The following is a 26,539-nucleotide window of genomic DNA, read 5'->3' on the forward strand; positions in this document are numbered from 1 at the left end:
GCTATGCACCGGTTCCCTGCGCTTCTCGGTGAATCAGGGGGCGGCGCCGAACTCGCTGCGCTCAGACATCGGCGCCTCTTCGCCCCTGTTTCACCTGCGATGCTCGGCTCGCTCACGGCGGACCTGAACATCAAAAGCCACAGCTGCACCCAGTAGATCCACGCCATGCGTGGATGCCTCTGCTTTGGCGAAGAATCACGCGAACCCGTAGAGCCAAGCATGGCTCTACGGATAACAGACTGTCAGAACGGCTTGGCCAGCACCAGCCACACGATCGGAATGAAGGCCAGCAGCGGGATCTCGTTGATCCAGCGCAGCGCGCGCGACGACGGCAACGCCCTGCCCTTGGCCACGCCCTTCAACAGGCGGCCGATCCAGCTGAAGTACACCAGCAGCACCACCACCAGCCCCAGCTTGGCATGCAGCCAACCGGCGCCACCGGGCGCGACCATGGTCGGGAAATCGGGGATCACCTTGTAGCCCAGCCACAGCACCAGGCCGAGCAGGAACGCCAGCCCGAACATCGAGTGGCCGAAGCGGTACAGGCGCAGGCCCATCAGCTGCAGGCGCTCGGTCACGGCCTGCTGGCCTGCGGTCTCGGCCAGGTTCACCAGGATGCGCGGCAGGTAGAACACCGTGGCCATCCACGCCACCACGAACACGATGTGGAAGGTCTTCACCCAGTAGTAGCTCTGCATGCGCTCGCTCCAGCGGCTGGCGTAGATGGGCGGCCATTCTCGCACGCGGTGACCACCGCGCCCCACGCACCGCCGCCGCGACACATCGACGCATGGCGCGCCGCAACACCGTACGATAGGCGCCGTTTTCCCCGATCGCGCACCGCCCCATGGACAAGACCTACGACGCCGCCTACTTCCAACGCTGGTACCGCCGTGCCGACATCGGTGGCAGCGCCCGCCTGGCGCGCAAGGTCGCCCTGGCCGTGGCCAGCGCCGAGTACTACCTGGAACGACCGATCCGCAGCGTGCTGGACATCGGCTGCGGCGAAGGCGCCTGGCGCGCACCGCTGTTGAAGCTCCGTCCGAAGGTCGAATACCTGGGCTTCGACAGCAGCGAGTACGCTGTGCGCCGCTACGGCCGCACCCGCAACCTGAACCTGGCCGCCTTCGGCGACTTCGCCTGGCTGCGGCCCTGCGCCCCGGTCGACCTGCTGGTGTGTTCGGACGTGATGCACTATGTGCCCGACCGCGAGCTGCGCGCCGGCCTGGCCGGCGTGGCCGAGCTGACCGGCGGCGTGGCCTTCCTGGAGACCTTCGCCGCCGAGGACGCGTTCGAAGGCGACCACGAGGGCTTCCAGGCCCGCCCGGCGCGCTGGTACCGCCGCACGCTGGCCCGGCACGGCCTGCTGCCGGTTGGGTCGCACTGCTGGCTCGGCCCCGCCCTGGCAGGCGATGCGGCCGCGCTGGAACGGATGTGAATCCGGATTCATTATTTTCAGCCGACTTAACCTGCGGGACACCGGGATGGGATATGCTGCGCGGCAACATATGACCATACATATTCGGTCGTCATGCTCTATCAACTGCACGAACTGACCCGCAACCTGCTCGCCCCCTGGGTGCATCAGGCCCAGGCCAACGCCAGATTCTTCGCCAACCAGGGTCACTGGTGGTCGCAGATGCCGGGCGCCGATCGCCTGGCGGCGGTCAATGAACTCTTCCATCGCATCGGCAAGGATTACGAGAAGCCCGAATGGGGCATCAACGAAATCGAGGTCGACGGCGAGCGCGTGCCGATCGTGGTGCACGAGGAAGTGAGCAAGCCGTTCTGCAAACTGCTGCGCTTCAAGCGCCACAGCAATGAAGCCGACCAGCTGCATACCATGCTCAACCAGCCATTCGTGCTGGTCGTTGCGCCGTTGTCCGGCCACCACGCCACCCTGCTGCGCGACACCGTGCGCACGCTGCTGCGCGACCACCGCGTGTACGTCACCGACTGGGTCGACGCGCGCATGGTGCCGTCCAGCGAAGGCGAGTTCGGCCTGGACGACTACATCGCCTATATCCAGGAGTTCATCCGCCACCTTGGTGTCGAGCGCCTGCACGTGGTCAGCGTGTGCCAGCCCACAGTGCCGGTGCTGGCCGCGGTTTCACTGATGGCCAGCCGTGGCGAGCCGACGCCGCGCACGCTGGTGATGATGGGCGGCCCGATCGATGCGCGCTGCAGCCCGACCGCGGTGAACAACCTGGCCACGCAGAACCCGCTGTCGTGGTTCGAGAACAACGTCATCCACACCGTGCCGGCCAGCTATCCCGGCGCCGGCCGCCGCGTGTATCCTGGCTTCCTGCAGCACGCCGGCTTCCTGTCGATGAACCCCAGCCGCCACTTCAGTTCGCACTGGGATTTCTACACCGACCTGGTCAAGGGCGACCTGGAAGACGCCGACGCGCACCGTCGTTTCTACGACGAGTACAACGCCGTGCTGGACATGCCGGCCAAGTACTACCTGGATACGATTTCCGTGGTGTTCCAGGACTTCCTGCTGCCGCGTGGCGAGTGGGTGGTCAACGGCGAGAAGGTCGATCCGTCAGCGATCCGTGATACCGCGCTGCTGAGCATCGAAGGCGAGCTGGACGATATCGCCGGTCTCGGCCAGACCGAAGCCGCGCAGGCGCTGTGCACCGGCATCACTGCGGACCGCCGTGAGCATTTCATCGTCGAAGGTGCCGGCCACTACGGCATTTTCAGCGGTCGTCGCTGGCGCGAGGTGGTGTACCCGAAGGTGCGTGACTTCTTCGCCGCCCATGCCGAAGCACCGGCGGAGAAGGCCGCGAAGAAGAAGAGCAACGTCACCCCGCTGCGGCGAAAGGCGGGGTAACTCGCCGCCGTGGGGTCGGATCCCTTTCCAACGGAAAGGGCTCTGACCAGCATGATGGGATCCGGGGTCAGAGCCCTGTTCTGCGAACAGGGATCCGACCCCTGGCCCGTTACAACCGCACCAGCAGGTTCTTGGCAATCAGCCCGTGCAGCTTGCCGATGCCCCGTGCCAAGTGCATCGTCAACAGCAGCAGCAGCACGCCCACGGCTGCGATCACGATGCCCACCAGCGGCGAGGCGGCCATCGGCAGCACGTTCACGCCATCGACGTAGACACCTGGAATGTCACCGCTGAACAGCGCGGCCACCGGCGCCCAGATGAACCCCAGTGACAGCGACAGCAGCGTCACCGCGATGGTGAAGTAGACCACGCCCAACGGCAGCATCAGCACGAAGTACAGCAGGGTCAGCCAGGTACGGCCATCGGTGAACATGTCGCCGATGCGCTGCAGCCACGTGCGGCTGCGGTCGGTGTAGCGCGGACGGCGCGGCATGCGTTCTCCCAGCAGCGCTTCCACCAGCCGTCCTTCCAGCAGCGCCAGCCCGCGCACCGAGCCGAAGAACAGCACGGTCAGCGGAATACCGATGATCAGGATCAGCAGGCCCAGCGACAATGACAGGCCGGTCACCACCCAGGTGAAGAAGAAGATGCCGGTGGCCAGCGACAGCAGCATGTAGAACAGCGCACCGTAGGTGTGCGGATCGGTCACCACGCCGAAGAAGCGCGCCAGCAGCGAACGCTGCACCGGTGCCGGCGGCGGTGAGGCCGGCTCGACGCCACTGGCTTCCGCCGCCGCACGCAGCACCGGCGCGGTATCCGCACGCGGCGTGCGCAGCGCGCGGTTCACTGTCACTTCGGTCTCGCGGTAGATGTCGGCCACTTCGTCCGGCGCACCGTAGCTGCCGGCCACGTCGGCGATGACCTCGGCCTCGCTGCGGCCGGGCTGCGCCGCCAGCTCCGAGCGCAGGTATTCCTCGGCGTCGTACAACGCGTCCTGCACCATCGCCGGATCGGCACCTTCCAGCGCCGCGCGCAGCTGCGCCAGATACTGCGGGATGGTGGTCGGCAGGGCGCGGCCTGCCAGGCTCGGGTCGTTCATTGCGGTACCCCCTCCAACACGGAATCGACGGAATCACGGGTGGCCTGCCAGGCCTGGCGCCACTGCGCCAGCACGCCGCGGCCACGTTCATTGATGCGGTAGTAGCGCCGGGGCGGACCACTGCTGGATGGCTCCACATGGCTTTCCAGCAGCCCGGCGCCCTCCAGGTTGCGCAGCACCGGGTACAGCGCGCTCTGCTTGCCGCTCAGCACGCCCTCGCCCACCCGCTCCAGCTCCTTGGCAATGAGGTAGCCGTACAGCGGCTCCCCGGCCCGGGCCAGCACCGCCAGCAGGGCCAGCGACACCGTTCCGGCGCTGAGCTCCTTCTGGAACTTCTTCAGGTGGACATCGTCTTCGACCATGACCTGCCCTCCACTACGTTGAAGTCCACAGTAGTGCGAAGTTCGGTATAGCGAATGTGTCGTTAGTCATCGTGCCGGTTGGCGCGGCTGCGCGGCTCACGCAGAATCGAACCCTCGTTCATGTTCCGGGGTTCCCATGCCGCACCGCCGTCGCCTTGCACTGACCGCCCTCGCCCTGGCCTGCCTGCTGCCCTCGCTGGCCAGCGCTGCCGCCCCGTACCGTAGCCCGCAGCAGATCCTCGATGCCTCGGCGGCCAGCGACTGGCGCACGCCGGACCCGGCCAACCTGGTGTACATGGACCTGCCCGCCGGGCGGGTGATCATCGAGCTGGCGCCGCAGTTCGCCCCGCGGCACGTGGCCAACATCCAGACCTTCGCGCATGAGCACTTCTGGGACGGCACCAGCATCTACCGCTCGCAGGACAACTTCGTGGTGCAGTTCGGCGATGCCGACGCCGATGACGCAGCCAAGGCCAAGCCGTTCGGCAGTGCCGCGCGCAAGCTGCCGGCCGAGTTCGAGCGCGCCAGCGCCGGCCTGAAGGTCAGCGTGCTGCCGGACCGCGATGGCTGGGCCGCGCAGACCGGTTTCGTCGACGGCTTCCCGGTCGGCCAGGATCCGCAGGCCGGCAAGGCCTGGCTGGCGCACTGCTACGGGATGCTCGGTGCCGGCCGCAGCAACGAGGAAGACAGCAGCATCGGCGCCGAACTCTATGTGGTGACCGGCCAGTCACCGCGCCAGCTGGACCGCAACATCACCCTGGTCGGCCGCGTGCTGAAGGGCATGGAACTGCTCAGCGCGACGCCGCGCGGCCCGGCGCCGATGGGCTTCTACACCGACCCGAAGCTGCGTACGCCGATCGTGTCGATCCGCCGTGCCAGCGACGTGCCGGTGGCCGAGCGCACGCCGATCCAGGTGCTGCGCACCGATTCGAAGACCTTCGCCGATACGGTAGAGGCGCGACGCAATCGCGTGGATGATTTCTACAAGCGCCCGGCGGGGCATATCGATCTCTGCAATATTCCGGTGCCGGTGCGGTAGGAGCCTGGCTTGCTGCGCGTTGCGAGTGCTGAAGGTACGTCACTGTTCATGGGCGTTACTTTTCTTTGTACGCAAAGAAAAGTAACCAAAAGAAACGTTCCGCCGGTCGCGAGCCGGCGCTGCGCGCCGGTACCCTGCGCTCCTCGGCCCGTCGAGGGACGGCGCGGAGAGCAGCCGAGCATGGCTCGGCTCTACAAAAGTGCGTGGCGCCTCTTCGCCCTCGCCGGACCTGCGGTGCTCGGCTCGCTCAAGGCGGATCCAAGATCAAAGGCAGAAGCGCTCGCTTCGCTCGCCGGGCCCGGCCCGGCACTACCAAGCATCGTCGTGCAGCTGTGGCTCTTGACCTTGGGTCCGCCTTGAGTGAGCCGAGCATCGCAGGGGAATCAGGGGCGAAGAGGTGCCGATGTCTGAGCGCAGCGAGTTCGGCACCGTCCCCTGATTCACCGAGAAGCGCAGGGGACCGACGTGCGAAGCACGGCGGCTCGCGACCTGGCGGCGCGTTTCTTTTGGTTACTTTTCTTTTCGCGCGAGAAGAAAAGTGACGCCCATGAACAATGAAGCACCTTCAGCACGCGCCACGCGCAAAACGCCAACGCCTCAGCCCTTCTGACTCACCGCCACACTACCCAGAATCAACGCACCGGCAATCAGCATCTGCACCGTCACCGCCTCGCCCAGGAACAACCACGCAAACGCCGCGCCGAACAGCGGAATCAGGTACGTCACCGTCGACGCGCGTGACGGGCCGATGCGGCCAATCAGGCGATAGAACATCAGGAATGCCAGGCCGGTGCAGGCCACGCCCAAGGCGATCGCTGCCCCCCAGGCCTTCAGCGGAATGGCGGCCTGTGGCCAGTGCGTCACCGCCATCGGCAGCATCCACAGCGAGGCACACGACAGCGTGGCTGCCGCCGCCGCAGCCGATGGCAGGCCGGTCATGTGCCGCTTCACCAGGTTCACGCCCAGCCCGTACAGCAACGACGCCGCAGCGCCGGCGATCACTGCGGTACCAATACTCAGGCCGGACACCTTGGCGGTGGCCAGCACCACCACGCCGGCGAAACCAACCAGCAAGGCGCCGGCGCGGCGCATGCCTATCTTCTCGCCGAAGAACAGGAAGGCGATCAGCGCGGCGAACAGCACGGTCATCGCATTGCAGATCGCGCCGATCGCCGCCGGCGCCTGCTCGGCAGCATAGGCGAACAGCACGAACGGCAGCGCCGAATTGATCAGGCCGATCGGTGCCAGCCACAGCCAACGACGCGGCGGGAACTGCGCGCGGGCGCGCCACAGGAACGGCAGCAGCACCAGCGCGCCCAGCACCAGCCGCACCTCGACCAGCGCGAACGGGCCGAACGACGGCACCGCCACCCGCATGAACAGGAACGAGCAGCCCCAGATGGCGCCCAGCAGGGTCAATTCCAGCGGTGTGCGCCAGTCGCGCTCGACCGCCTGTGGGACCGCATTCATACCCTGCCTCCGTCCATCGTCTGTTTCTCGCCAAGGCAGACAGGATCGGGTGCAGACGCCCGCCGCACAAGCGCGTAGTATCGCTGCCAGCCACAAATATGGTTTGAGGCTCGCCATGCAGCTACGCCCTTCCCTGCTCCCCGCACTGGCCGTCTTCGCGGTCGCGGCGCGCCATCAGAACTTCGCCCAGGCCGCGCAGGAACTGCACCTGACGGCCAGCGCGGTCAGCCACCATGTGCGGCGCCTGGAAGAGGTACTGGAGACCCGGCTGTTCCTGCGCCATGCCCGCGGCGTGCGCCTGACCGCGGAGGGCCGGCAGTTGGCCGACGCCGCCAGCGCCGCCTTCACGGATGTCGCGGCGGTCGCCCATCATCTGCAGCCGGATGCCGACAGCGTGCCGCTGCGGATCACCACGCTGCGCTCGCTTTCCTACTGCTGGCTGCTGCCTCGACTGCCACGCTTCACCCAGGCCTATCCGCACATCCGCATCGAGCTGCACACCGGCAGCGGCCTGGATCGCTACGACGACAATGGGCCCGAGGTCGGCATCCGCTACGGCCTGGGCCAATGGCCGGGCCTGCGTGCGCAGCATCTGATGGACGACTACCTGTTCCCGGTGGCCTCACCCGCGCTGGCCGGGGTCGAAACGCTGGACGATCCGGCCCGCATCGCCGAGCTGCCACTGCTGACCGACCTGTCACCGCAGGGTTGGCGCGACTGGTTCCGTCACGCCGGCGTGCGCCCACCGTCGCCGCTGCCGCCGATGCACACCTTCGCCGACAGCACCGATGCGATGCGTGCAGCGGTATACGGCATGGGTGCGGTGCTGGCGCGCACCCACATCGCTCAACCCTACCTGCAGCGCTACGAGGTGGTGCGCCTGCCCGGCCCGGCGCTCAAGGCGCGCTATGCGTATCACGTGGTGCATGCCGAAGGACAACCACCCAGCCCCACCGCGCGCCTGTTCATCGACTGGTTGCTGGAGCAGGCGCAGGACGAACGCACGCCCATTCCGGCATTGCCGGACAGCCTGCTCGGGCGCCCGGCCACACGCGCCTGACTGCGCCCTCACCCGCTCTTTGCTTCACGCTGGCTAGGCTGCTGGCGAACCCACAACGTACCTATGCCATGGCCATGCTGCGACTGCGCATCACCGGAACCGAAGACGACGCCCGCGCCATCAGCGACCTGCTGCTCGGCCTGGACGGCATCGAACATGTCGAGGAAACCGACGACCTGATGCCGCACATGGACGACGACGATTCCAGTTCGGCCGGGCTGTCCGATGACATCGGCCCGGGCATCCACGAGCTGGAAGTGGAAGTCGGCAATGAAAGCACCGCGCAGAAGGTGCGCGATGCGGTGCAGGAGCTGGCCCTGGAACTGGATGTGTTCGTCGAGTACGAGACCGACGAGGGCTGATGCCGGCAGGCTACCGGCATCAGCCTTCACCTCAGAGGTTGGGGGGTAGCTTGCGACGACGGCGACGCCACCACGCCCGCACACCCCAGGCCGCGATCAAGGCCAGCACCGCCACCGGCAGCAGCGCGGCAACCGCGCGGATCAGGAACGCCACGCTGGTGCTGAGGATGCTGCCCGACTCGCTCAGCGCCTCACCGATTTCGCTGCGGCTGCGTTGGCCCGAGGTGGTGTCGAAATGGATCGTCACCAGCTGCGTATCGATGCGCCGGCGCTGCTGCGCGGCATCCTTGTTGGCCTGCTCGACACCCGCTTCGATCTCGGACAGGCGCGTGGTGATCGCCATCAGGTCTTCAATCTTCAGGTCCTTGCGGTCCTGGTAGGACAGCAGCCGCGCGTGTTCCTTCTCCAGCCGGGACTTGGTCAGCGCGGTGTCCGCTACTTCCTGCGCGAGGTCCTCGGCGCGCGTGTTGCGCGACTGCAGCGTGCCCCCCTCACCGGCCAACGCGATCAAGGGCTCAGTGCCCTTCGGCGCGATGCGTACCTTGACCTCGCCGCTGGGCTGCTCGCCACTGCGCTGGTCGACCTGCAGCACCGCACAATCGCCGAACTTCGCGCTCTGGCAGGCCTGCGCCACCTGCTGGATGCGGGGTGCGATCTGCGCCGCTTCCAGCTGCACCTGCACGTCGTGTTCGTAGGCGAGGAATGCGCCTTCCGGTGAAGCGACGGCAGCTTCGGCGGCACTGGCGCCCGCATCGGCCGCTGCATCGCCGTGTTTGGCGCAGGCTGCCAATGCAAGCAGCAGCACCGGCATCGCCGCCACGCGCGTCCACGCGCGCACCGGCCTCACAGTGCAGCTCCGTCATAGGAAGTCACCGAAAGACCGGCCAGATCCACCTGCGGCACGCAGCGCACGTTCACCGCCACCATCGGCGTGCCGGTGCGCGGGTCGACCGCTTCGCTGTAGGGCGCGACACCGCACTCACGGCAATGGTGATGGTCGATGTGGGCCTTGTTGAAATGATAGGTGGCCACGTCCGCCGGATCGGTGGTCAGCTGGAACGCCTCGCGCGGGGCAAACCACAGCAGGCTGCCGCGGCGGCGGCACATCGAGCAGTTGCAGTCGATGACGTCGCTGATCGGCGCCTCGGCCTGTACGGTGAATGCGATCCTGCCGCAATGGCAGCTTCCCTGGTATTCCATGTCCTGCGCTCCGCTGGAGGGTCCGTGTCTGCGCCCATGGTAATCCTATGGCACGGGGACAAAGCAGCCCCGGGGCCCTATGCTCGGGGTTTGACCCTGTACAGGAACGCCGATGCGCCCGCATCTTCTTGCCCTCGCCCTGGTCGCCGCCCTCGCCGGTTGCCAGCCGGCCGACGCCCCGACCAACGCTTCCACCCCGTCCACCAGCCAGCAGGCCGGTGACGCGGCGGTCGATGCCGCCTTCGCCGATCTGTCCAAGCGCGCCCTTGACACCTGGATGCAGCTGTCGCCGGTCAGCGCCACCCAGATCGGCGACCACCGCTACGACAGCGAACTGGACGACCTGAGCGCCGCCGGCCAGCAGAAGACCGTGGCGGCATACAAGGCGCTGCTGGGCGAACTGGACAAGATCGAGGTAGCCAAGCTGGGCCGCGAGAACCAGGTGGACGCGGCGATCCTGCGCAACCAGCTGCAGTCGGAAATCTGGAACGCCGAAGTGCTGCAGTCCGGCAAGTGGGACCCGCAGCTGTACAACGGCATCGCCGGCAGCGCGATCTACGGCCTGATGGCCCGCGAGTTCGCGCCGCTGCCGGAGCGCCTGAAGTCGGCCACCGCGCGCATGGAAAAGCTGCCGGCGATCTTCGCCCAGGCCCGCGAGAACCTGGATCCGGCCCGCGTGCCGAAGATCCATGCCGAGACCGTGGCCAAGCAGAACAAGGGCATCCTCAGCATCGTCGATACCTTCATCACGCCGCACATCGGTGAACTGCCGCAGGCCGACCAGCAGCGACTGCAGGCGGCCATCGACGGCCTGAAGAAGGCGGTGGACGAGCAGCAGACCTGGCTGGACAAGACCCTGGTGCCGAACGCAAAGGGCGATTTCCGCATCGGTGCGGAAAAGTACGACCAGAAGCTGAAGTTCGCGCTGAGCTCGTCGCTGTCGCGCCAGGAGATCGGTGAGCGTGCACGTGCCGAACTCAAGCGCGTGCGCGAAGATATGTACGGCATCGCGCAGACCGTGCTGAAGGACAAGCCGGGTGCGCCGGAAATGCCGGCGCAGCCGACCGACGAGCAGCAGCAGAAGGCGATCGAGGCCGCGCTGGAACTGGCCTACGCCGACAAGCCGGCACGCGACAAGGTGGTCGACGATGCCAAGGCCGCACTGGAGCAGTCCACCGCGTTCGTGCGCGAGCACGACCTGATGACGCTGCCCGATGCGCCGGTGGACATCATCCTGATGCCGGAATTCCAGCGCGGCGTGGCCGTGGCCTACTGCGATTCACCGGGCCCGCTGGACAAGAATCTGAAGACCTTCTACGCCGTGTCGCCGATTCCGGACGACTGGAACGACAAGCAGGTCGACTCGTTCCTGCGTGAGTACAACTCGCGCATGATCCACCTGCTGAGCATCCACGAAGGCACCCCGGGCCATTACCTGGAAGGCTGGCATTCGGCCAAGTTCCCCTCCACCCTGCGTGCGGTACTGCGTTCAGGCCTGTTCGCCGAGGGCTGGGCGGTCTACACCGAGCGCATGATGCAGGAGCAGGGCTACCTCAACAACGACCCGCTGTTCCACCTGGTGCAGCTGAAGTTCTACCTGCGCACGATCTCCAACGCGATCCTCGACCAGGGCGTGCACGTGGACAACTGGGATCGCGAGAAGGCGATGCACCTGATGACCCACGATGCGTTCCAGCAGGAGAGCGAGGCAGCGGGCAAGTGGGTGCGTGCACAGCTGACCTCGGCGCAGCTACCGACCTACTTTGTCGGTGCGCAGGAACACTTCGACACCCGCAAGGCGATGCAGGACAAGCTGGGCGACAAGTTCAACCTCAAGGCCTACCACGACCAGATGCTGTCCTACGGCGCGCCGCCGGTGCGTTTCGCCCGCCAGCTGATGCTGGACCAGCCGATCGAGTGATCGCGCCGGTGTGAGCTGAATGATAACGGCCCGGGGAAAAACCCGGGCCGTTTTCTGTTCTGGCGGTTGCGAACTGCCATCCTGGTGGGTGCGAACCTTGGTTCGCACCGCTTCTGCCGCCACTCAATCAGACGATGTGGATATACAGCTTCCTCGAGTCCAGTCTCAAATCGAGGAAGTACTCCACACCACACCCGCGGCAGGCAGCGGGACAATCCTCATCGCTCCCACGTTGGTTCTCCGAGGCATCAGCCACCACCGGATATCCACAATCAAAACACGTAAAGGCAATGTTGCTGCCATGGGGGTCGGCCCATATTTCATCTCCATCGCCGTCCATTACAAGAAAGTCCGTGATGTTCATGATTCACCGGGATCGCTTGGTTGATTGCTGGAGACTACCTGAATCCGAGCATAAGGGGCGCGAAGCAGCTTCCGTCTCATCACACTGCGACGCCGCCATCCATCCCGGATTCAAGGTGAATGCAACAGGTTGTTGAACTGCGCTTCACTGCAACCCGACTGCGCGCAGCCCGGCAGCACCAGCTCCACCCGGCCCGGCGGCTGTGCGTCGGTCAACGGGATCGCACCACGTAGCTGCTCGCGCGTGGGATAGACATACACCAACCGGTAACGCACTTCACCGGCCCCACGATCACGCCAGCGCTCGAACTGCAGCAGGCCGCCGATCGGCGTCTTCTCGTACTGCCCCGGCAGGCTGTAGTCCGTGACTCCCAACGCCACCAGCACCGAACCGATGTTGGAATCGTGGCCGACCAGCAGGCTCACCTTTGGCGATGCCGGGTCCTCGAACAACGCATTCACTCTTGCCAGCAGCGGAGCGGCCACATCGCGCGCCACCTCGGGCGTTCCGAACAGGATGTCCTGGTAGCGGTTGCGGATCTGCGCCAGCGCCTGCCATTGCGCCTCGGTGGTCAACCGGCCCCAGCCTTCGCGGGGGATGCCACTGCCCTGGTAGTGCTCCATCAACAAGGCATCGACCAACCCGCTGGCCAAGGCCAGCGAACCGGACGCGCGTGGTTCCTTGCCCGGTTCCGCATTGAAGATCGTGTCGGCCAGCATCAGATGGCACTCGCTGTGCCCCGCACAGGCCGCCGACTGCGGGTAGCGGGTGATCTGCTCCACCACGGACAGTGCCGGTGCCAGTTCCGATGCGGCCAGCGCTCGCTGCATTGCCGACAGTGCGCGCTCGCGGAAGACCGTGTCTCTGTTGTGGATCACCGGATTGAACAACGGATCCATCGTGCCCAGCGCCATGCGCTGCTCGACTGCGACATGACAGCCCGGGAAGGCACCGGCAACGAAGAACTGCGCGGTGGCCTGGGTGCGCTGAAGGCTGTTGGCATGGGCGTGGAAGTCAGCCAGCTGCGGGCAACCCGAAGCCGGCAACAGCTGCGCCTGACGCAGCCACTGGCCCATGTAACGGCCCATGTAGACCTCCAGCACGCCGCCTTTGGTAGTGAGCTCGCCTGCGCCCACGTCCCAGCCTGGCCAGCGCTCCGGAGTGGCATTGGCCAGCGCGCCCGACGCCACCACCGGCGCGCGCAGGTTGTGGCGGCTGAGCAGGATGACCTGCTCAAGCTGGTCGCCTTCCACGGGTGCCGGTGCGGTGGCTGCGGCCGTGGTTGCCAGGCTGAGGGCCAGCAGCAGAACGATCACTGATCGGCAGCCACAAAGCCACCGGTCTGCCGCGCCCACAAGCGCGCATACAGGCCACCGGCAGCAATCAGCTCGGCATGGGTGCCGGTCTCGACGATGCGGCCCTGGTCCATCACCACCAGCCGGTCCATGCGCGCGATGGTCGACAGCCGGTGCGCGATGGCGATCACCGTCTTGCCTCCCATCAACTGGTCCAGGCTGTCCTGGATCGCTGCTTCCACTTCCGAATCCAGCGCCGAAGTCGCTTCGTCCAGCACCAGGATCGGTGCATCCTTCAGCAGCACGCGGGCAATGGCGATGCGCTGGCGCTGGCCACCGGACAGCTTCACGCCACGCTCGCCCACATGCGCGTCGTAGCCACGACGCCCCTGCCCGTCCACCAGCGTATCGATGAAGGCTTCGGCACGTGCCTTGGCTACGGCTGCACGCAGCTGCTCATCAGTCGCATCCGGGCGGCCGTACAGCAGGTTGTCGCGGATCGAGCGGTGCAGCAGCGAGGTGTCCTGGGTGACCACGCCGATCTGCTGGCGCAGGCTTTCCTGCGTAACGTAGGCAATGTCCTGATCGTCGATCAGGATGCGGCCGCTTTCCAGGTCGTACAGGCGCAGCAGTACGTTGACCAGGGTCGACTTGCCGGCGCCGGACGGACCGACCAGGCCGATCTTCTCGCCCGGCTTCACCACCAGGTCCAGGCCGGCAATCACACCGCCCTTTTTACCGTAATGGAAATGGATGTCCTGGAAATGCACGCCGCCTCGGGTCACCTGCAGCGGCACCGCATCCTCGCGGTCCTGCACGGTCAGCGGCTGGGCGATGGTGGTGATGCCGTCCTGCACCGTGCCGATGTCCTCGAAGATGCCGTTGATGGTCCACATGATCCAGCCGGACATGTTGTGGATGCGGATCACCAGGCCGGTCGCCAGGGTGATCGCACCGACGGTGATGTGGCCGCCATTCCACAGCCACAGCGCCAGCCCACAGGTACCGGCGATCAGGAAACCGTTGACGATGGCGATGGTCAGGTCCATGCCGGTGGTCACCCGGGTCTGCGCGCGGTGCTTGACTGCCAGCTCCTGGATCGACTCGGCCACGTAGGCCTGCTCGCGCCCGCCATGGGCGAACAGTTTCAGCGTGGGAATGTTGGTGTAGCCATCGACGATGCGGCCCATTGCCTTCGAACGTGCTTCCGAGGCGATCCAGGCCCGCTCCTTCGCGCGCGGCACGAAGTAGACCATGATCACCACGTAGGCCAGCAGCCACAGGATCAGCGGCACCATCAGCCGCCAGTCGGCCTGCGCGAACAGGTACAGCGCTGTGCCGGTATAGACCACGATGTACCAGAGCGAGTCGACCATCTGCACCGCCGACTCGCGCAGCGAGGTACCGGTCTGCATCACCCGGTTGGCGACGCTGCCGGCGAAGTCGTTCTGGAAGAAGCTCAGGCTCTGCCGCACCACGTAGTTGTGCATCAGCCAGCGCGAGCGGTTGCTCAGGCCGGGCACGATCGCCTGGTTCACCAGCAGGTTGTGCAGGCCGACCAGGATCGGCCGCGCGATGACCGTGATGAACAGCATCCAGCCCAGTTCATTGGCGTGGCGCTTGAAGAAGCCGGCACCCGGCTGCTCGGCGACCATGTCGACGATGCGGCCCAGGTAATCGAACATCGCCACTTCCACCAGCGCCAGCAGCAGGCCGGCGATCAGGGTCGCCAGCAGCACTGGCCACACCGGGCGCAGGTAGTGCAGGTAGAACGGCAGCACCTTGCGCGGCGGCATGCGCCCGTCCACGGGCGGGAACACCGGAATCAGGGATTCAAACCAACGGAACATTGCATTCCCTCGCCTCTTGCAAGCGGCGAAGTATCCCACGCCGGATGTGTACGCCAGCCGATGATGCCCCGGTTCTGGTAGCGCCGGGCCATGCCCGGCGATTCCCCCTGCAACCGCGCTGCGCGCTCGCCGGGCATGGCCCGGCGCTACCGATCATGTGGGCCGCATCGGGTTACGTTGCCGGGGTGAACAGCAGGTCCTGGAAATCGAAGCTGAAATCGGTCAGGTCGGAGATCGACTGCATGCGCACCTCGCGTACCTTGCCGTCCGGGTCCAGGCTGAAGTTCACGAACGCGTCGGCGTTGAGCGAACGGTCGTCCCAGCGCACGATGAAGGTGTCGTGCTGCCAGTGCTCCAGGCGCCCGCTCAGCTGCGCGGTCTTCATGAAGCGCAGGCGCAGACCCTTGCCCTCGGCACTGATCTGCATGTCGCCATACCAGCGGTCACGGAAGGTGCCGGTGTAGCCGGCCAGTGCCAGCGACGGCTTGCTGCCCTTGTCGCGCGCGCTCTGGTGCTTGGCCCAGGCTTCGTCGGCCTTGTCTTGGCCCTTGGCCACGGCCTTGGCATAGGCGTCCACCCAGTCGTGCTTCCCGCCGCCCAGATAGGCATCGAGCACGCTCAGGGTGATCGCATTGAACGCCGCGCCCACTTCCTGGTTGGTCAGCACCACCACGCCCAGCTTCTCGCCCGGCACCAGGGTCAGCCGCGAGACCATGCCCGGCCAGCCACCGGTGTGCCAGACCAGCTTCTGCCCACGGTAATCGCTCAGGCTCCAGCCTTCGCCATAGCCGGCGAAATTGGCTCGCGCCGGTGCCAGCTCCGGCACGCTCGGCGCCGGGATCGACTGCGGGGTGATCATCCGCCACATCTGCTGCTGGCTCTTTTCACTGAACAGCGGCGTGCCATCGGCCAGTTTGCCTTCGGCCAGCTGCACCTTCATCCAGCGCGCCATGTCATGCGCGCTGGAATAGATGCCACCGGCGCCGGCGTTGTTCGACCAGGTCAGCGGCGCAACGGTGCGCAGGTCCTTGAAATCGTACTTGGCGTGGCCGACCGCGGCCTTGTCGCCGGGCTTCAGGTGATCGGCGTTGTAGCGCGTGCCGGCCATGCCCACCTTGTCGAAGATGCGGGTCTGCAGGAACTGCTGGTAACTCATGCCAGAGACATGCTCGATCACCTGCTGGGCGACCGCGTACAGGATGTTGTCGTAGGCATAGCTTTCGCGGAAACCGCCCTTCAGCGGCACTCTGCCCAACCGCTCCACCACTTCGGCATTGCTGTAGGACGTGGTCGGCCAGAACAGCAGGTCACCAGCGCCCAGGCTCAGGCCACTGCGGTGGGACAGCAGGTCACGGATCGTCATCTGCCCGGTCACGAACGGGTCGGACATGCGGAACGACGGCAGGTGGTCGATCACCTTGTCGTCCATCTTCAGCTTGCCGTCCTCGGCCAACAGGTTCAGCGAGGTGGCGGTGAACGCCTTGGTGTTGGAAGCAATGGCGAACAGCGTATCGGCCTGCACCGGTTCCGGCTTGCCCTGCTCGCGCACGCCCCAGCCGCGCTCCAGCACCACCTCGCCATCCTTGACCACCGCCACGGCAATGCCGGGCACGTCGAACTGCGCGCGCACGCGCTCGACGGTCGCATCCAGGTCCTGCAGCTGCGCCGGGGTGGCAGCACTCGCCATGGTCGTGCACGCCAGCAGCACGGCTCCTCCAATCCAGGGTTTCATCCAGCACGATCTCCGAACAGGGGTGGCGGCCATGTGCAGGCCGTCACCGGGGTTTCGCGGGATGGTAACGTTCTGCGGCGCACCCTGCCCTGTGCCATAGGAGGGGTGTCATGGGCGGGAACGGCCAACCGAGCAACGGCTCCACCATCATTCCGTGCCTGCGCTATCGCGACGCGCAGGCCGCCATCGACTGGCTGCAGCGCGCCTTCGGCTTCCATGCCCAGGCTGTCTACGCCGATGGCGATACGGTGTTCCATGCGCAGCTGACCTTCGGCAGTGGCATGATCATGCTCGGCTCGGCCGACAGGGAAAGCGCCTGGAGCCAGCATGCCGCGATGCCGGACGAGGTGGGCGGCCGCCAGACCCAGAGTGCCTGCGTGATCGTCACCGATGCCGACGCCCATTACGCCCGGGCCAAGGCCGCAGGCGCCCGCATCGTCATCGACATCGCCGACCAGGACTACGGCGGCCGTGGCTATGCCTGCGCCGATCCGGAAGGCTACCTGTGGTGGTTCGGCAGCTACGATCCGTGGCGCGCGGACCACGACCAGTGACCGCCGCAGCGATCCGCTGCGGCATCGGCGGCTGGGTGTTTCCCGAATGGCGCGGCGGCGTTTTCTACCCCGTGGGCCTGCCGCAGCGTGAAGAACTGGCTCATGCCAGCCGTGCCCTGCGCTGCATTGAAATCAACGGCACCTTCTACCGCACGCCCACCGCAGCACAGTGCGCGCAGTGGGCCGCGCAGACGCCGGAAGGCTTCCGCTTTGCGATGAAGGCACCACGCTACCTGGTGCAGCGCCGCGACTTGTCCAGCACCGTGGAAGCAGCCACACCGTTCCTGCAGGCAGCACTCGCGCTCGGTGACCGGCTTGGCCCGTTGCTGTGGCAGTTCGATCCGCGCCATCCGGCCGACGCCGATGCATTGGGTGCCCTGATGGCGCAGCTGCCGAAGCAATTGGACGGGGTGACGCTGCAGCATGCGCTCGAGGTCCGCAACGCCGAGACACATGGCCCGGCACTGGTCGACGCCGCGCGTCGCCACGGCGTGGCGCTGGTGATCGAAGACAGTGACGAGGCGCCATTGCATGGCGATGTCAGTGCCGGCTTCGTCTATGCGCGGATCAAGCGCAGCCAGGCCCGCTTGAAGGAGGGCCTGCTGGCGCCCATGCAGCAGCGCTGGGCCGAACGGGCCAGGCGCTGGTCGCGCGGCGAGCCGGTGGACGACCTGCCCTGCCTGGCAGGGCCCGCCCCTGAAAGCCCGCGCGAGGTCTACCTGCTGTGCATCGGCGCGGGCAAGGCGCGCAACCCGGCGGCGGCGATGGCCCTGCAGCGGCGGGTGGACACTTCCAGCAATCCCTCACGCGGATAGCGCTGCGGTCATCGGCTTGCCTCACAATAGGCGGATGAGCAGACCCGACACCCGCAAAGCGCTGTGGCAGATCCATTTCTGTGTCCTGCTGTGGGGCATCACCGCCATCCTCGGCAAACTGATCACCCTGCCCGCACTGCCGCTGGTATGGTGGCGCATGCTGCTGGTGACGGCGATGCTGGCCCTGCTGCCACGGGTGTGGCGCGGGCTGCGTACCCTGCCCCTGCGGCTGGTGGCCGGCTACGCCGGCATCGGCGCGCTGGTCGCCCTGCACTGGCTGACGTTCTACGGTGCGGTGAAGCTGGCCAATGCCTCGGTGGCCGCCACCTGCATCGCGCTGGCGCCGGTGTTCACCTCGATCATCGAGCCATGGGTGGCCAAGCGGCCGTTCCAGCTGCGTGAACTGGCGTTCGGCCTGGCGGTGCTGCCGGGTGTTGCACTGGTGGTCGGCGGCGTGCCCGATGGCATGCGCCTCGGTGTGTTGATCGGCGCGATCTCGGCGCTGCTGGTGGCAGTGTTCGGCTCGCTCAACAAGCGCATGGTCAGCCACGCCGATCCCCTGACTGTCACCGCACTGGAGCTGGGCGCGGGCACCCTCACCCTGACCCTGCTGGCACCGCTGATGCCCTACCTGCTGCCGGAGTTGGCCAGCCCGCTGTGGGTGGTTCCGGACCTGCACGACGGCATCCTGCTGCTGGTACTGGCGGGGTTCTGCACGCTGCTGCCGTTCGCCCTGGCCCTGGTCGCGCTGCGCCACCTGAGCGCCTACACGGTGCAGCTGGTGACGAACCTGGAACCGGTCTATGCGGTGGTGCTGGCGGTGGTGCTGCTGCGCGAGCAGCACGAGGTCACCCCGTGGTTCTACCTGGGCGTGGCGATCATCGTCGGCGCGGTGTTCCTGCATCCGCTGCTGAACCGCCGCAAGCCGGTGCAGCATCCGGAAATCCTTGGCACGGCCGAGGCACGCAACATCGCCGATTGAGCGCGTCCACGCAGGGCGTGGATGGCCGTATCAACGCTGCGGCCAGTGCCATGCCGGCGCATCCAGCAGGCCCTGCCCGCTCAGCAGCGTGCGGCCCTGTTCCTTGTGCAGGTGCAGCGAATGACAGCCGGGCGCTTGCTCCAGTGCTGCGATCAACCGGCTGGCGTGTGACACCACCCACACCTGGCTGCGCGCACTGGCCGCGATGATCAGCCGCGCCAGCGCCGGCAGCAGGTCCGGATGCAGGCTGGTCTCCGGCTCGTTGAGCACCAGCAGCGGCGGCGGGCGTGGCGTGTGTAGCGCAGCAGCCAGCAGCAGGAAGCGCAGCGTACCGTCGGACAGTTCGGCCATCGACAACGGCCGCAGCAACCCCGGCTGGTGGAAGCGCAGGGCCAGTCGACCGTCCAGCTCTTCGAAGCCGACCGTGGCGCCGGGGAACGCATCGTCGACGCTGCGTGCCAACGCGACCGGATCTCCGATTTCGAGAATGGTCACCCAGGCTGCCGCCAGATCCCGGCCGTCGTGATGCAGCACCGGCGTGCGCGTGGCCATCGCCGGTTGTCGCGCCGGGGCATCGGCATCGCTGCGGAAATGGTCGTAGAAGCGCCAGCGACGGATGTACTCACGCAAGGCGATGGTTTCCGGCATGCGCTGCGGATCGCCGACCTGGGTGAACAGGCTGTCGAACAGCGACAACCGGTCATCCACGAGATCCCAGCCGCGCGCATGACGTTGCCGCACCATTGCCCCACGGCGATCAACCAGCAGGTTGGCGCTGCGCAGGAACGGCCCGGCCCAGATCGCCTCCACCTTGATCTGCGGATCCAGCGCAAACGCCGAATGGCTGGGCGGCGGGTAGCCCAGGTCGATGGCATAGCCGAATTCGTCGGTGGTGAAGCCGAGCTTCAATCCCACCGATGCCTGCCGAGGGCCACCCTGCAGCGGGATCTCGCCGGCCGCGACCCGGCGATCGATGGATTCGGGGCCGGCCCACAGCGCCGAACCCAGCCCCCCCTTCGCGGGCCAGCACCGCTGCAACGCCGCCCTGTGCGGTCTCCGCCAGCAGGCGCAGCGCGCGGTACAGGCTGGACTTGCCACTGCCGTTGTCACCGGTCACCACGTTCAACTGCTGCAGCGGCAGGACCAGCCCGTGCAGCGAACGATAGTGGGCGATGGCCAGGGTCTGCAGCATGGTCGGCGTCCGTGGGAACAGGAACGGCATATTCGCCGGGCACAATCGCACAGGCCGCGACACGGCGTTATCCCATCGGCAAAATCATCCACGCATGGCGTGGACCTACTGCATGCAGGGCTCAGCCCGCCCGTTCCACCCGGTTGCGACCGTTGCCCTTGGCCCGGTACAGCGCCTTGTCGGCGCGCGCCAGCATGTCATCCACGCTTTCACCTGCCTGGTGCTGGGCAACGCCGATGCTGATCGTGACCGGGAAACCCAGCGGAAGGTCTGCCACGGCCAGGCGCAGGAACTCGCATTGCAGTTCGGCCGTGTGCAGATCGGTGCCCGGCATCACCGCCACGAACTCCTCGCCGCCATAGCGCGCGGCCATGCCACGGCCGGCAAAGTGCGAGCGCAGCAGCACGCCCAGCTCGGCCAGCACCCGGTCGCCGGTGGCGTGGCCCTGGAAATCGTTGATGTGCTTGAAGTGATCGATGTCCAGCAAGGCCACGCAGGCCAGTCCCGGCTGCCCATCGATCTCCGCCACCGCCTCTTCCAGTGCCGCCGCCATCGCGCGGCGGTTCGGCAGTCCGGTCAACGCATCGGTGCGGCTCTGCTCGGCCAGGTCGGCATTCTGCGCCAGCAGCACGTCCTGGTACTCCGACAGCAGGCGCTCGTAGTCATCGCGTTCCAGCATGTGCTTCTGGATGTCGAGCGCGAAACGGCGCAGCTCCATCACCAGCATCACCTGCCGTGACAGAGCGGCCAGTGCCTCGGCCTTGTCGCTGGGCAGGTGCTGCGGATGTGCATCGAACACGCACAACGTACCCAGTGGCAGGCCATCGGAACTGATCAGTGGCGCACCGGCGTAGAAGCGGATGTGCGGGTCACCGGTCACCACCGGGTTGTCGTGGAAGCGGATGTCCTGCAACGCGTCCTCGACCACCATGATTTCCTGCGGCTGCAGGATGGCATGGCCACACATCGATTCGCTGCGCAGGTTCTCCGCCGCGTCGATGCCCTGGATCGACTTGAACCACTGCCGCTCGACATCGATCAGGGTCACCGCCGCCATCGAGGTACCGCAGACCGCCTTGGCGATCGCCACCAGGTCGTCGAATGACTTCTCGCGCTGCGAATCAAGGATCCGGTAGCGGTACAGCGCCTCGAGCCGAAGCGCTTCGTTGGCAGGCTTGTCGGGCTTGATCATGCAGCGTCACATTCCGGCAGGTCACTGCGGAGTCTAGCCGATGTAGAGCCGAGCCTTGCTCGGCTGCCCCCGGACAAAAGGGCAGCCGAGCAAGGCTCGGCTCTACAGAGGCCGTTTACCAGTCCAGCTGCTTCGGCAACAGGCCCTGCAGCTCCTGCTCGGTCAGGTTGCGCCACTGGCCCGGCTTCAACGCGCCGATCTTGATGTTGTCGATGCGCACGCGGCGCAGCTGGGTCACGCGATAGCCGAATTCGGCGGCCATCAGGCGGATCTGCCGGTTCAGGCCCTGCTGCAGGGTGATGCGGAAACCGAACTTGGCGATGCGCGAGGTCTTGCACGGCAACGTCATCTGGTCGTGGATGCGCACACCGCGCGCCATGCCGCGCAGGAACTCATCGGTAACCGGCTTGTTCACCGCCACCAGGTACTCCTTCTGGTGGCCGTTCTCGGCACGCAGGATCTGGTTGACGATGTCGCCGTTGCTGGTCATCAGGATCAGGCCTTCGGATTCCTTGTCCAGGCGCCCGATCGGGAAGATGCGCTGCTCGTGGCCGACGAAATCGACGATGTTGCCCTTGACCGAGGTTTCGGTCGTGCAGGTGACACCCACCGGCTTGTTCAGCGCGATGTAGACATGGCGGCGTGCGCCGGGCTTGCGGGCCACGCGCGCGCGCAGTGGCTGGCCGTCGACCAGCACCTGGTCTTCGTCGCCCACCACCGCGCCAGTGCCGGCCGGATGGCCGTTGACGGTGACCCGGCGGGCGGCGATCAGGCGATCGGCCTCGCGGCGGGAGCAGAAGCCGGTGTCGGCGATATGTTTGTTGAGTCGGGTGGTCATCGCCCTATTATCCGGCATCGCTGCTCGCAGCGCTTCATGCCAGGCCGGGCGGATCGAGCTCTTCACCGTCGAACACCCGGTTGCGGCCGGCGCGCTTGGCCACGTACATGGCATGGTCGGCCCGCCGCAACAGCCCGGCCAGATCGTCCTCGCCCGGCCGCCACTGCGCCAGGCCGATGCTGGCGGTCACTTCCAGCCCCGGCACCTGCAGGGCCTGCCCGGCCTCGGTGATGCGCTGGCGCAGGCGGTCCAGCCGCGCCGACGCCGCCTCGCGCGGCATGCCGGGCATCAGCAGCAGGAACTCCTCGCCGCCCATCCGCACCACTTCGTCCTGGCTGCGCACCGCAGTGCGCAGCGCGCGTGCCACCGCCACCAGTACCTGGTCGCCCACGGCATGGCCGTGGCGGTCGTTGATGTCCTTGAACAGGTCGATGTCGAGGAAGCCGATCACCAGCGGGCCACGCTCACGGTCGACCTGTGCCAGGTGACGGGCCAGCTGCTGCAGGCCGGCGCGGCGATTCGGCAGTCCGGTCAGGCCGTCGGTTTCGGCCAGCTGACGCAGTTCATCGCGCTGCTGGCGCAGTCGGCCCAGCCGCTGGTTCATGGCATAGGCCGCCATCATCAGCAGCCAGGTCACCGCCAGCTGCAGTGCTTCGACCCGGTACTCCAACAACCATTCCGCACGGCAGGCATCGGCGATGATCAGGACCAGCATGGGTGCCAATGCGGCCAGTCCTGCCTGCGACCAACGGTCGCCACGCCAACGTGCCCATACGCCCATCAGCAACGCCAGGCCACACCCCAGCAGATAGGTCACCTGCAGGCCCTGCGCGACCCAGGCCAGCTGTTCCCAGCGCAGCCACGGCACCAGGACGGCCAGCGCCACCAGGCCCCACAGCACGGTCGCCTGCAGCGGCCGCGACCGTGGCCATACGCGGTCACCGCCGTTCAGCCGCCACAGTGCCGGCAGTACCAGCGCCTGCGTGGCGGCGGTCAGCGAGAGCAGCCACCAGGCCCCACGCTCCCCCACCGGCAGCCACGGTTCCGGGTAGCCGCTGAGGCCACCGAGGATCGCCTGCCACAGCACCAGTACCGTGGTGCCGGCGACGTAAACCAGGAAGCTGCGATCGCGCGTGGTCAGGAAGGCCATCAGCGCCGACAGCGCCAGTGCGATCGCCACGGCGATGCAGGCAGCACGCATCAGCAGGCGGGCGGTGTCGTTCTGCTGCACCGGGCTGGGCGCGCCCAGCCGCAGGGTCGGTACCCAACGTGTCTTCAGCGGTGTCTGCCAGGAAACCAGGAACGGCTCATGGCTGCCGGCCGGCGGTACGGCCACCAGGCCGATGCCTGCACGGAAGCGCGAATCACGGGTGCGGGCGTCGTGCATGTTGCCGCAGATTTCGCGGTCACCGTGCTGTACCCGCACTTCGCCGGCAAAGACATTGAACACGTCCAGCGCCTGTGGCTGGCCCGACCAGCCTTCCTGCGGAGCCGTCACCAGCACCTGCTGGCGCGGGCCCGACAGCATGTGCGGCGTGCACGCACGATGCGGGGTGGGCTCATCGGTGGCGCCACCGACCAGCAGGTAATCGCGCCCCGATTCCACCGCTGCGGCCTGCAGCGGCCACGGCGTCGCCAACCACGCCAGCAGTACGACCAGCACCGCTCCCGTTCCGTACTGCCACTGCCTGCCGCCCACGCCACATCCTGTTGTTGCTTACGCCCGCGCCCACTGCGCGTCGCCCCTGGCCGGCATTATCGCAGCCGGACGTACGCCGCACGTGTAGACCAAAGTCGCCGCCACGCCGTTCAGCCAGCCCCCGGCGGCCCCTTCACCGCGACCAGCCGCACCGGGCGCAGATCGGCCAGGGTCAGCCGCTCCAGCGGCTGCGGGCGTTCGATGGCATAGCCCTGCAGGCCCTGCACGCCAAGCCGGGTCAGCGCACCGGCAACCTCGGCGGTCTCCACCCACTCGGCCACCACTTCCATCTGCAGCTCGCGCCCGAGCTCGCTGATCGCGCGAACTGTGGCGTGGCTGACTGGATCAGTATCCATGTCCCGCACGAAGGCGCCGTCGATCTTCAGGATGTCCGCAGGCAACTGGCGCAGATAGCCGAAAGAAGACAGGCCGGAGCCGAAGTCATCCAGTGCCATCCGGCAGCCCCGCGCCTTGACCGCATCGATGAATGCACGGGCCTGGGTGAGGTTGCTGATCGCCGCAGTCTCGGTGATCTCGAAGCACAGCTTGGAGGCCAGCGCGCGGTTGCGCTCGAGCAGGTCGCAGACGAAGGCGAGGAAGCCGGGCTCGGCGATCGACTGCGCCGAGACGTTGACGTTGCACAGGCCCAGCTGGCGCACGTGTGCCGGGCACACCTGCAGGTGGCGGAACAGCAGCCCGAGCACGTGACGATCCAGCGCCACCGCCATGCCATAGCGCTCCACTGCCGGCATGAACTGTCCGGGCAGGTGCAGGCTGCCGTCGGTACCGCGCATGCGCACCAGCACTTCGTAGTGCAGGTAGGTCGGATCGCCCACGCGGGCGATGCGTTGCGCATACAGCAGCATGCGGTTCTCGGCCATCGCCAGGCTGACGCCCTGCAACCGCTCGGCTTCCCGGCGGCGCTCCTCCAGCGCCATGCGGTTCTCATTGAAACAGTGCACCCGGTTGCGACCGGCCTGCTTGGCGGCATAGCAGGCGCTGTCGGCAGCACTCATGAGCCAGTTCGCATCGGGGGCGTCGGCGCTGACTTCAACCACACCGATGCTGCAGCTCAGCTGCGGGCTGCCCTCGCTGATCGGGAACGTGGCCTGGCCCAGGTTGCGGATCACCCGCTGCAGCACCCGCTTGGCCTCGTCCTGCCCGGCATGGGCGAGGAACACGGCGAACTCGTCGGCGCCCAGACGGCCGACCCAGTCACCGTCACGCACTGCAGCCACCAGATAGTCGGCGAAACTGCGCAGCATCTGGTCACCGGCGGCGTGGCCGAAGCTGTCGTTGACCAGCTTGAAGTGGTCCAGGTTGATGTAGCACAGCGCATGCGTGCCGCCGTCGCTGCGCACCTGCAGCAGCGAACGTTCCAGCAGCCGCTCGATCTCGCGCCGGTTGATCAGGCCGGTCAGCGGATCGTGGCTGGCGTGGTGTTCGATCTCGCGCGCCAGGGCATGGTTCTGGCTGACATCCTCGATGATCGCAAACACCGACAGGCCACCTCCCGCGCTGCGCACGCCGGTGCCACTCCAGCGCCCCCACACCAGGCTGCCATCGCGGCGGCAGAAGCGCAGCTCACTCGGCCGCAGCTGCCGGTCCCAGTCAATGCGGCCGACGCCATCGATGACCAGTTCGCCTTCCATCAGCAGATCACCGAGCGACATCTGCAGCAGCACGTCGCGTCGGTAGTCGAGGATATCGGCCATCGCCTGGTTGGCTTCGATCACCTTGCCGTCGGTGTCGAGCTTGAGCATGCCGACATTGGCTTGGTAGAAGGCCGCACGGAAGCGGCTTTCGTGCTCGGTCAGGTCCTTGCCGACGCGGCGCGCCAGCGCGACAGCCATCAGGCTGATCGCCAGCACCGACAGCCCACCGACCACAAGCGTGGCGATCCGCACCATCGTGGCCATGCGCAGCAACGCCTGGGAAAATGCCTGTGCCTGCACCTGCAACCGCCGGTCCAGATCACGCAGCTGCTGCAGGTACCGGTCGCGGTCCGCCACTGGCAGCGCCCCCTGGGCATGCCCCGACTGCAGCTCGGCGACCAGCCGCTGCACGGCCAACAGGTCATCATCGGTCTGTCGCCACAGCGTGCTTGCTTCCCGGAATGCACCGATGTCGCGTGCATAGCGGAACGAGAACACCAGGCGCGGAATATCGGCGCGCGCGTTGCCGCCCTGCAGGAAGCCCTGCCTGGCCTTCTCCTCGTCCGGTACCGCCTGTTCCAGCGCCAGCCGGGCCTGCAGATCCCCCAACGGAATCCGCAGCGCCTGGCGCGCGTCGTCCAGGTCCTGGGCATCACCGCGCGCCAGATAGCGGCTGAGTGCGGCGGTCGCATCCTGCTGACCACGCGACCAGTAGCCCTGGCCGGCGATCCATGCGGTGGAGGCCGCCTGCAGCTCCTGGATCAAGGCGGACAGCGCGACCAACCCGATCGCCATGCCCGTCAACAACGCAAAGCGCAATCCCAGGCCACGGGTCATCGGCACCCGCCGGCTCTGCTGGTCCGTGCCACTTCTACCCATCCCGGATCCCCCCGAATGTGCTGCGGTGACAACCTCCCTTGGAACCGACCCAGCCTATGACCGGCAATGTGTGGGCCATGCGAAAAAGGGGACGGAGGGGATTAAGTCGTTTTCGGCATAAGCGCGCGGCCTGCCATTTA

At 66.8% G+C, this 26,539-nt stretch carries 22 protein-coding genes and 1 pseudogene; 9 read left to right on the forward strand and 14 right to left on the reverse strand.

Annotated elements, in window-relative coordinates:
• Positions 1-242 precede the first annotated feature (242 nt).
• The gene (locus RI032_RS02540) at positions 243-698 is read right to left on the reverse strand and encodes a CopD family protein (protein ID WP_019337631.1); all 456 of its coding nucleotides are present in this window, start codon (positions 696-698) and stop codon (positions 243-245) included.
• Positions 699-847: 149 nt separating this feature from the next.
• Between RI032_RS02540 and RI032_RS02545 the strand changes: the two genes are divergently transcribed.
• Together RI032_RS02545 and RI032_RS02550 are read left to right on the forward strand one after the other, a co-directional pair.
• A complete protein-coding gene (locus RI032_RS02545; protein ID WP_071305495.1) occupies positions 848-1,438 on the forward strand; it encodes a class I SAM-dependent DNA methyltransferase in 591 nt (196 codons plus the stop codon).
• A gap of 93 nt (positions 1,439-1,531) precedes the next feature.
• Complete coding sequence (locus tag RI032_RS02550; RefSeq protein ID WP_322547804.1) at positions 1,532-2,839, forward strand: polyhydroxyalkanoate depolymerase; 1,308 nt, start codon at positions 1,532-1,534, stop codon at positions 2,837-2,839.
• Between the two features lie 109 nt (positions 2,840-2,948).
• On the opposite strand, the gene RI032_RS02555 is transcribed toward RI032_RS02550, so the two are convergent.
• Both RI032_RS02555 and RI032_RS02560 read right to left on the reverse strand, forming a co-directional pair.
• Positions 2,949-3,938: a sensor domain-containing protein gene (locus tag RI032_RS02555; protein WP_197657207.1), complete on the reverse strand. Its 990-nt coding sequence runs from the start codon at positions 3,936-3,938 to the stop codon at positions 2,949-2,951.
• On the reverse strand, positions 3,935-4,300 hold the full coding sequence (locus tag RI032_RS02560; RefSeq protein ID WP_043396488.1) for a PadR family transcriptional regulator: 366 nt from the start codon (positions 4,298-4,300) through the stop codon (positions 3,935-3,937). Before RI032_RS02560 ends, RI032_RS02555 begins: the two co-directional genes overlap by 4 nt.
• A 136-nt stretch (positions 4,301-4,436) precedes the next feature.
• Here RI032_RS02560 and RI032_RS02565 point away from each other — a divergent pair, with 136 nt between their 5' ends.
• On the forward strand, positions 4,437-5,339 hold the full coding sequence (locus tag RI032_RS02565) for a peptidylprolyl isomerase (protein WP_134958809.1): 903 nt from the start codon (positions 4,437-4,439) through the stop codon (positions 5,337-5,339).
• A gap of 597 nt (positions 5,340-5,936) precedes the next feature.
• Here RI032_RS02565 and RI032_RS02570 read toward each other — a convergent pair.
• Complete coding sequence (locus RI032_RS02570) at positions 5,937-6,809, reverse strand: DMT family transporter (protein ID WP_043396501.1); 873 nt, start codon at positions 6,807-6,809, stop codon at positions 5,937-5,939.
• A gap of 115 nt (positions 6,810-6,924) precedes the next feature.
• Here RI032_RS02570 and RI032_RS02575 point away from each other — a divergent pair, with 115 nt between their 5' ends.
• Positions 6,925-7,869: a LysR substrate-binding domain-containing protein gene (locus RI032_RS02575; protein ID WP_010486365.1), complete on the forward strand. Its 945-nt coding sequence runs from the start codon at positions 6,925-6,927 to the stop codon at positions 7,867-7,869.
• 68 nt (positions 7,870-7,937) lie between these two features.
• Positions 7,938-8,231 (forward strand): hypothetical protein, encoded by a 294-nt coding sequence (locus tag RI032_RS02580; RefSeq protein WP_005415831.1) that lies wholly within the window; start codon positions 7,938-7,940, stop codon positions 8,229-8,231.
• 31 nt (positions 8,232-8,262) lie between these two features.
• On the opposite strand, the gene RI032_RS02585 is transcribed toward RI032_RS02580, so the two are convergent.
• Both RI032_RS02585 and RI032_RS02590 read right to left on the reverse strand, forming a co-directional pair.
• Positions 8,263-9,042, reverse strand: a complete 780-nt coding sequence (locus RI032_RS02585; RefSeq protein WP_181299185.1) for a DUF4349 domain-containing protein — start codon at positions 9,040-9,042, stop codon at positions 8,263-8,265.
• Between the two features lie 32 nt (positions 9,043-9,074).
• Positions 9,075-9,431 carry a GFA family protein gene (locus RI032_RS02590; protein ID WP_134958808.1) on the reverse strand — a complete coding sequence of 119 codons (357 nt, stop codon included), beginning with the start codon at positions 9,429-9,431 and terminating at the stop codon, positions 9,075-9,077.
• A 112-nt stretch (positions 9,432-9,543) separates the two neighbouring features.
• Between RI032_RS02590 and RI032_RS02595 the strand changes: the two genes are divergently transcribed.
• A complete protein-coding gene (locus tag RI032_RS02595; protein WP_049455662.1) occupies positions 9,544-11,352 on the forward strand; it encodes a DUF885 domain-containing protein in 1,809 nt (602 codons plus the stop codon).
• A 474-nt stretch (positions 11,353-11,826) separates the two neighbouring features.
• On the opposite strand, the gene agp is transcribed toward RI032_RS02595, so the two are convergent.
• The 3 genes from agp to RI032_RS02610 all read right to left on the reverse strand — a co-directional run bounded on the left by agp (position 11,827) and on the right by RI032_RS02610 (position 16,593).
• A complete protein-coding gene (gene agp, locus RI032_RS02600; protein ID WP_322547805.1) occupies positions 11,827-13,032 on the reverse strand; it encodes a bifunctional glucose-1-phosphatase/inositol phosphatase in 1,206 nt (401 codons plus the stop codon).
• Positions 13,029-14,861 carry a multidrug efflux ABC transporter SmrA gene (gene smrA, locus RI032_RS02605; RefSeq protein WP_109814390.1) on the reverse strand — a complete coding sequence of 611 codons (1,833 nt, stop codon included), beginning with the start codon at positions 14,859-14,861 and terminating at the stop codon, positions 13,029-13,031. The genes agp and smrA overlap by 4 nt, the downstream gene beginning before the upstream one ends.
• Positions 14,862-15,033: 172 nt before the next feature.
• Positions 15,034-16,593, reverse strand: coding sequence for a serine hydrolase (locus RI032_RS02610; RefSeq protein ID WP_057503243.1), 1,560 nt, complete (start codon positions 16,591-16,593; stop codon positions 15,034-15,036).
• Positions 16,594-16,703: 110 nt separating this feature from the next.
• Between RI032_RS02610 and RI032_RS02615 the strand changes: the two genes are divergently transcribed.
• From RI032_RS02615 to RI032_RS02625, 3 genes are read left to right on the forward strand one after another with little or no spacing between them, the layout of a single operon-like run.
• On the forward strand, positions 16,704-17,147 hold the full coding sequence (locus RI032_RS02615) for a VOC family protein (protein WP_019337612.1): 444 nt from the start codon (positions 16,704-16,706) through the stop codon (positions 17,145-17,147).
• Positions 17,144-17,962, forward strand: a complete 819-nt coding sequence (locus RI032_RS02620) for a DUF72 domain-containing protein (protein WP_312250716.1) — start codon at positions 17,144-17,146, stop codon at positions 17,960-17,962. The genes RI032_RS02615 and RI032_RS02620 overlap by 4 nt, the downstream gene beginning before the upstream one ends.
• Positions 17,963-17,996: 34 nt before the next feature.
• A complete protein-coding gene (locus RI032_RS02625) occupies positions 17,997-18,944 on the forward strand; it encodes a DMT family transporter (RefSeq protein ID WP_322547806.1) in 948 nt (315 codons plus the stop codon).
• Between the two features lie 30 nt (positions 18,945-18,974).
• Here the strand turns inward: RI032_RS02625 and RI032_RS02630 are convergent.
• From RI032_RS02630 to RI032_RS02650, 5 genes and pseudogenes are all read right to left on the reverse strand, one after another.
• Positions 18,975-20,136: pseudogene (locus RI032_RS02630) on the reverse strand (AAA family ATPase).
• A 121-nt stretch (positions 20,137-20,257) separates the two neighbouring features.
• Positions 20,258-21,328 (reverse strand): GGDEF domain-containing protein, encoded by a 1,071-nt coding sequence (locus RI032_RS02635; protein WP_010486387.1) that lies wholly within the window; start codon positions 21,326-21,328, stop codon positions 20,258-20,260.
• Positions 21,329-21,443: 115 nt separating this feature from the next.
• On the reverse strand, positions 21,444-22,166 hold the full coding sequence (locus RI032_RS02640) for a pseudouridine synthase (protein ID WP_010486389.1): 723 nt from the start codon (positions 22,164-22,166) through the stop codon (positions 21,444-21,446).
• 34 nt (positions 22,167-22,200) lie between these two features.
• Complete coding sequence (locus RI032_RS02645; RefSeq protein ID WP_099560103.1) at positions 22,201-23,865, reverse strand: diguanylate cyclase; 1,665 nt, start codon at positions 23,863-23,865, stop codon at positions 22,201-22,203.
• 110 nt (positions 23,866-23,975) lie between these two features.
• Complete coding sequence (locus tag RI032_RS02650) at positions 23,976-26,399, reverse strand: putative bifunctional diguanylate cyclase/phosphodiesterase (RefSeq protein WP_019337606.1); 2,424 nt, start codon at positions 26,397-26,399, stop codon at positions 23,976-23,978.
• Positions 26,400-26,539: the final 140 nt, after the last annotated feature.

The organism is Stenotrophomonas geniculata, from assembly GCF_034508895.1.
GTDB classification, from domain to species: domain Bacteria; phylum Pseudomonadota; class Gammaproteobacteria; order Xanthomonadales; family Xanthomonadaceae; genus Stenotrophomonas; species Stenotrophomonas geniculata.

Bases quoted from the DNA above. Each gene is read 5' to 3' on its own strand.
- RI032_RS02550 (WP_322547804.1), top strand. From the start codon at position 1,532: ATGCTCTATCAACTGCACGAACTGACCCGCAACCTGCTCGCCCCCTGG.
- RI032_RS02615 (WP_019337612.1), top strand. From the start codon at position 16,704: ATGGGCGGGAACGGCCAACCGAGCAACGGCTCCACCATCATTCCGTGC.
- RI032_RS02610 (WP_057503243.1), bottom strand. From the start codon at position 16,593: ATGAAACCCTGGATTGGAGGAGCCGTGCTGCTGGCGTGCACGACCATG.
- RI032_RS02580 (WP_005415831.1), top strand. From the start codon at position 7,938: ATGGCCATGCTGCGACTGCGCATCACCGGAACCGAAGACGACGCCCGC.
- RI032_RS02640 (WP_010486389.1), bottom strand. From the start codon at position 22,166: ATGACCACCCGACTCAACAAACATATCGCCGACACCGGCTTCTGCTCC.
- RI032_RS02540 (WP_019337631.1), bottom strand. From the start codon at position 698: ATGCAGAGCTACTACTGGGTGAAGACCTTCCACATCGTGTTCGTGGTG.
- RI032_RS02555 (WP_197657207.1), bottom strand. From the start codon at position 3,938: ATGAACGACCCGAGCCTGGCAGGCCGCGCCCTGCCGACCACCATCCCG.
- RI032_RS02585 (WP_181299185.1), bottom strand. From the start codon at position 9,042: ATGCCGGTGCTGCTGCTTGCATTGGCAGCCTGCGCCAAACACGGCGAT.
- RI032_RS02570 (WP_043396501.1), bottom strand. From the start codon at position 6,809: ATGAATGCGGTCCCACAGGCGGTCGAGCGCGACTGGCGCACACCGCTG.
- RI032_RS02560 (WP_043396488.1), bottom strand. From the start codon at position 4,300: ATGGTCGAAGACGATGTCCACCTGAAGAAGTTCCAGAAGGAGCTCAGC.
- RI032_RS02595 (WP_049455662.1), top strand. From the start codon at position 9,544: ATGCGCCCGCATCTTCTTGCCCTCGCCCTGGTCGCCGCCCTCGCCGGT.
- RI032_RS02650 (WP_019337606.1), bottom strand. From the start codon at position 26,399: ATGGGTAGAAGTGGCACGGACCAGCAGAGCCGGCGGGTGCCGATGACC.
- RI032_RS02575 (WP_010486365.1), top strand. From the start codon at position 6,925: ATGCAGCTACGCCCTTCCCTGCTCCCCGCACTGGCCGTCTTCGCGGTC.
- smrA (WP_109814390.1), bottom strand. From the start codon at position 14,861: ATGTTCCGTTGGTTTGAATCCCTGATTCCGGTGTTCCCGCCCGTGGAC.
- RI032_RS02635 (WP_010486387.1), bottom strand. From the start codon at position 21,328: ATGATCAAGCCCGACAAGCCTGCCAACGAAGCGCTTCGGCTCGAGGCG.
- RI032_RS02565 (WP_134958809.1), top strand. From the start codon at position 4,437: ATGCCGCACCGCCGTCGCCTTGCACTGACCGCCCTCGCCCTGGCCTGC.
- RI032_RS02590 (WP_134958808.1), bottom strand. From the start codon at position 9,431: ATGGAATACCAGGGAAGCTGCCATTGCGGCAGGATCGCATTCACCGTA.
- RI032_RS02625 (WP_322547806.1), top strand. From the start codon at position 17,997: ATGAGCAGACCCGACACCCGCAAAGCGCTGTGGCAGATCCATTTCTGT.
- RI032_RS02545 (WP_071305495.1), top strand. From the start codon at position 848: ATGGACAAGACCTACGACGCCGCCTACTTCCAACGCTGGTACCGCCGT.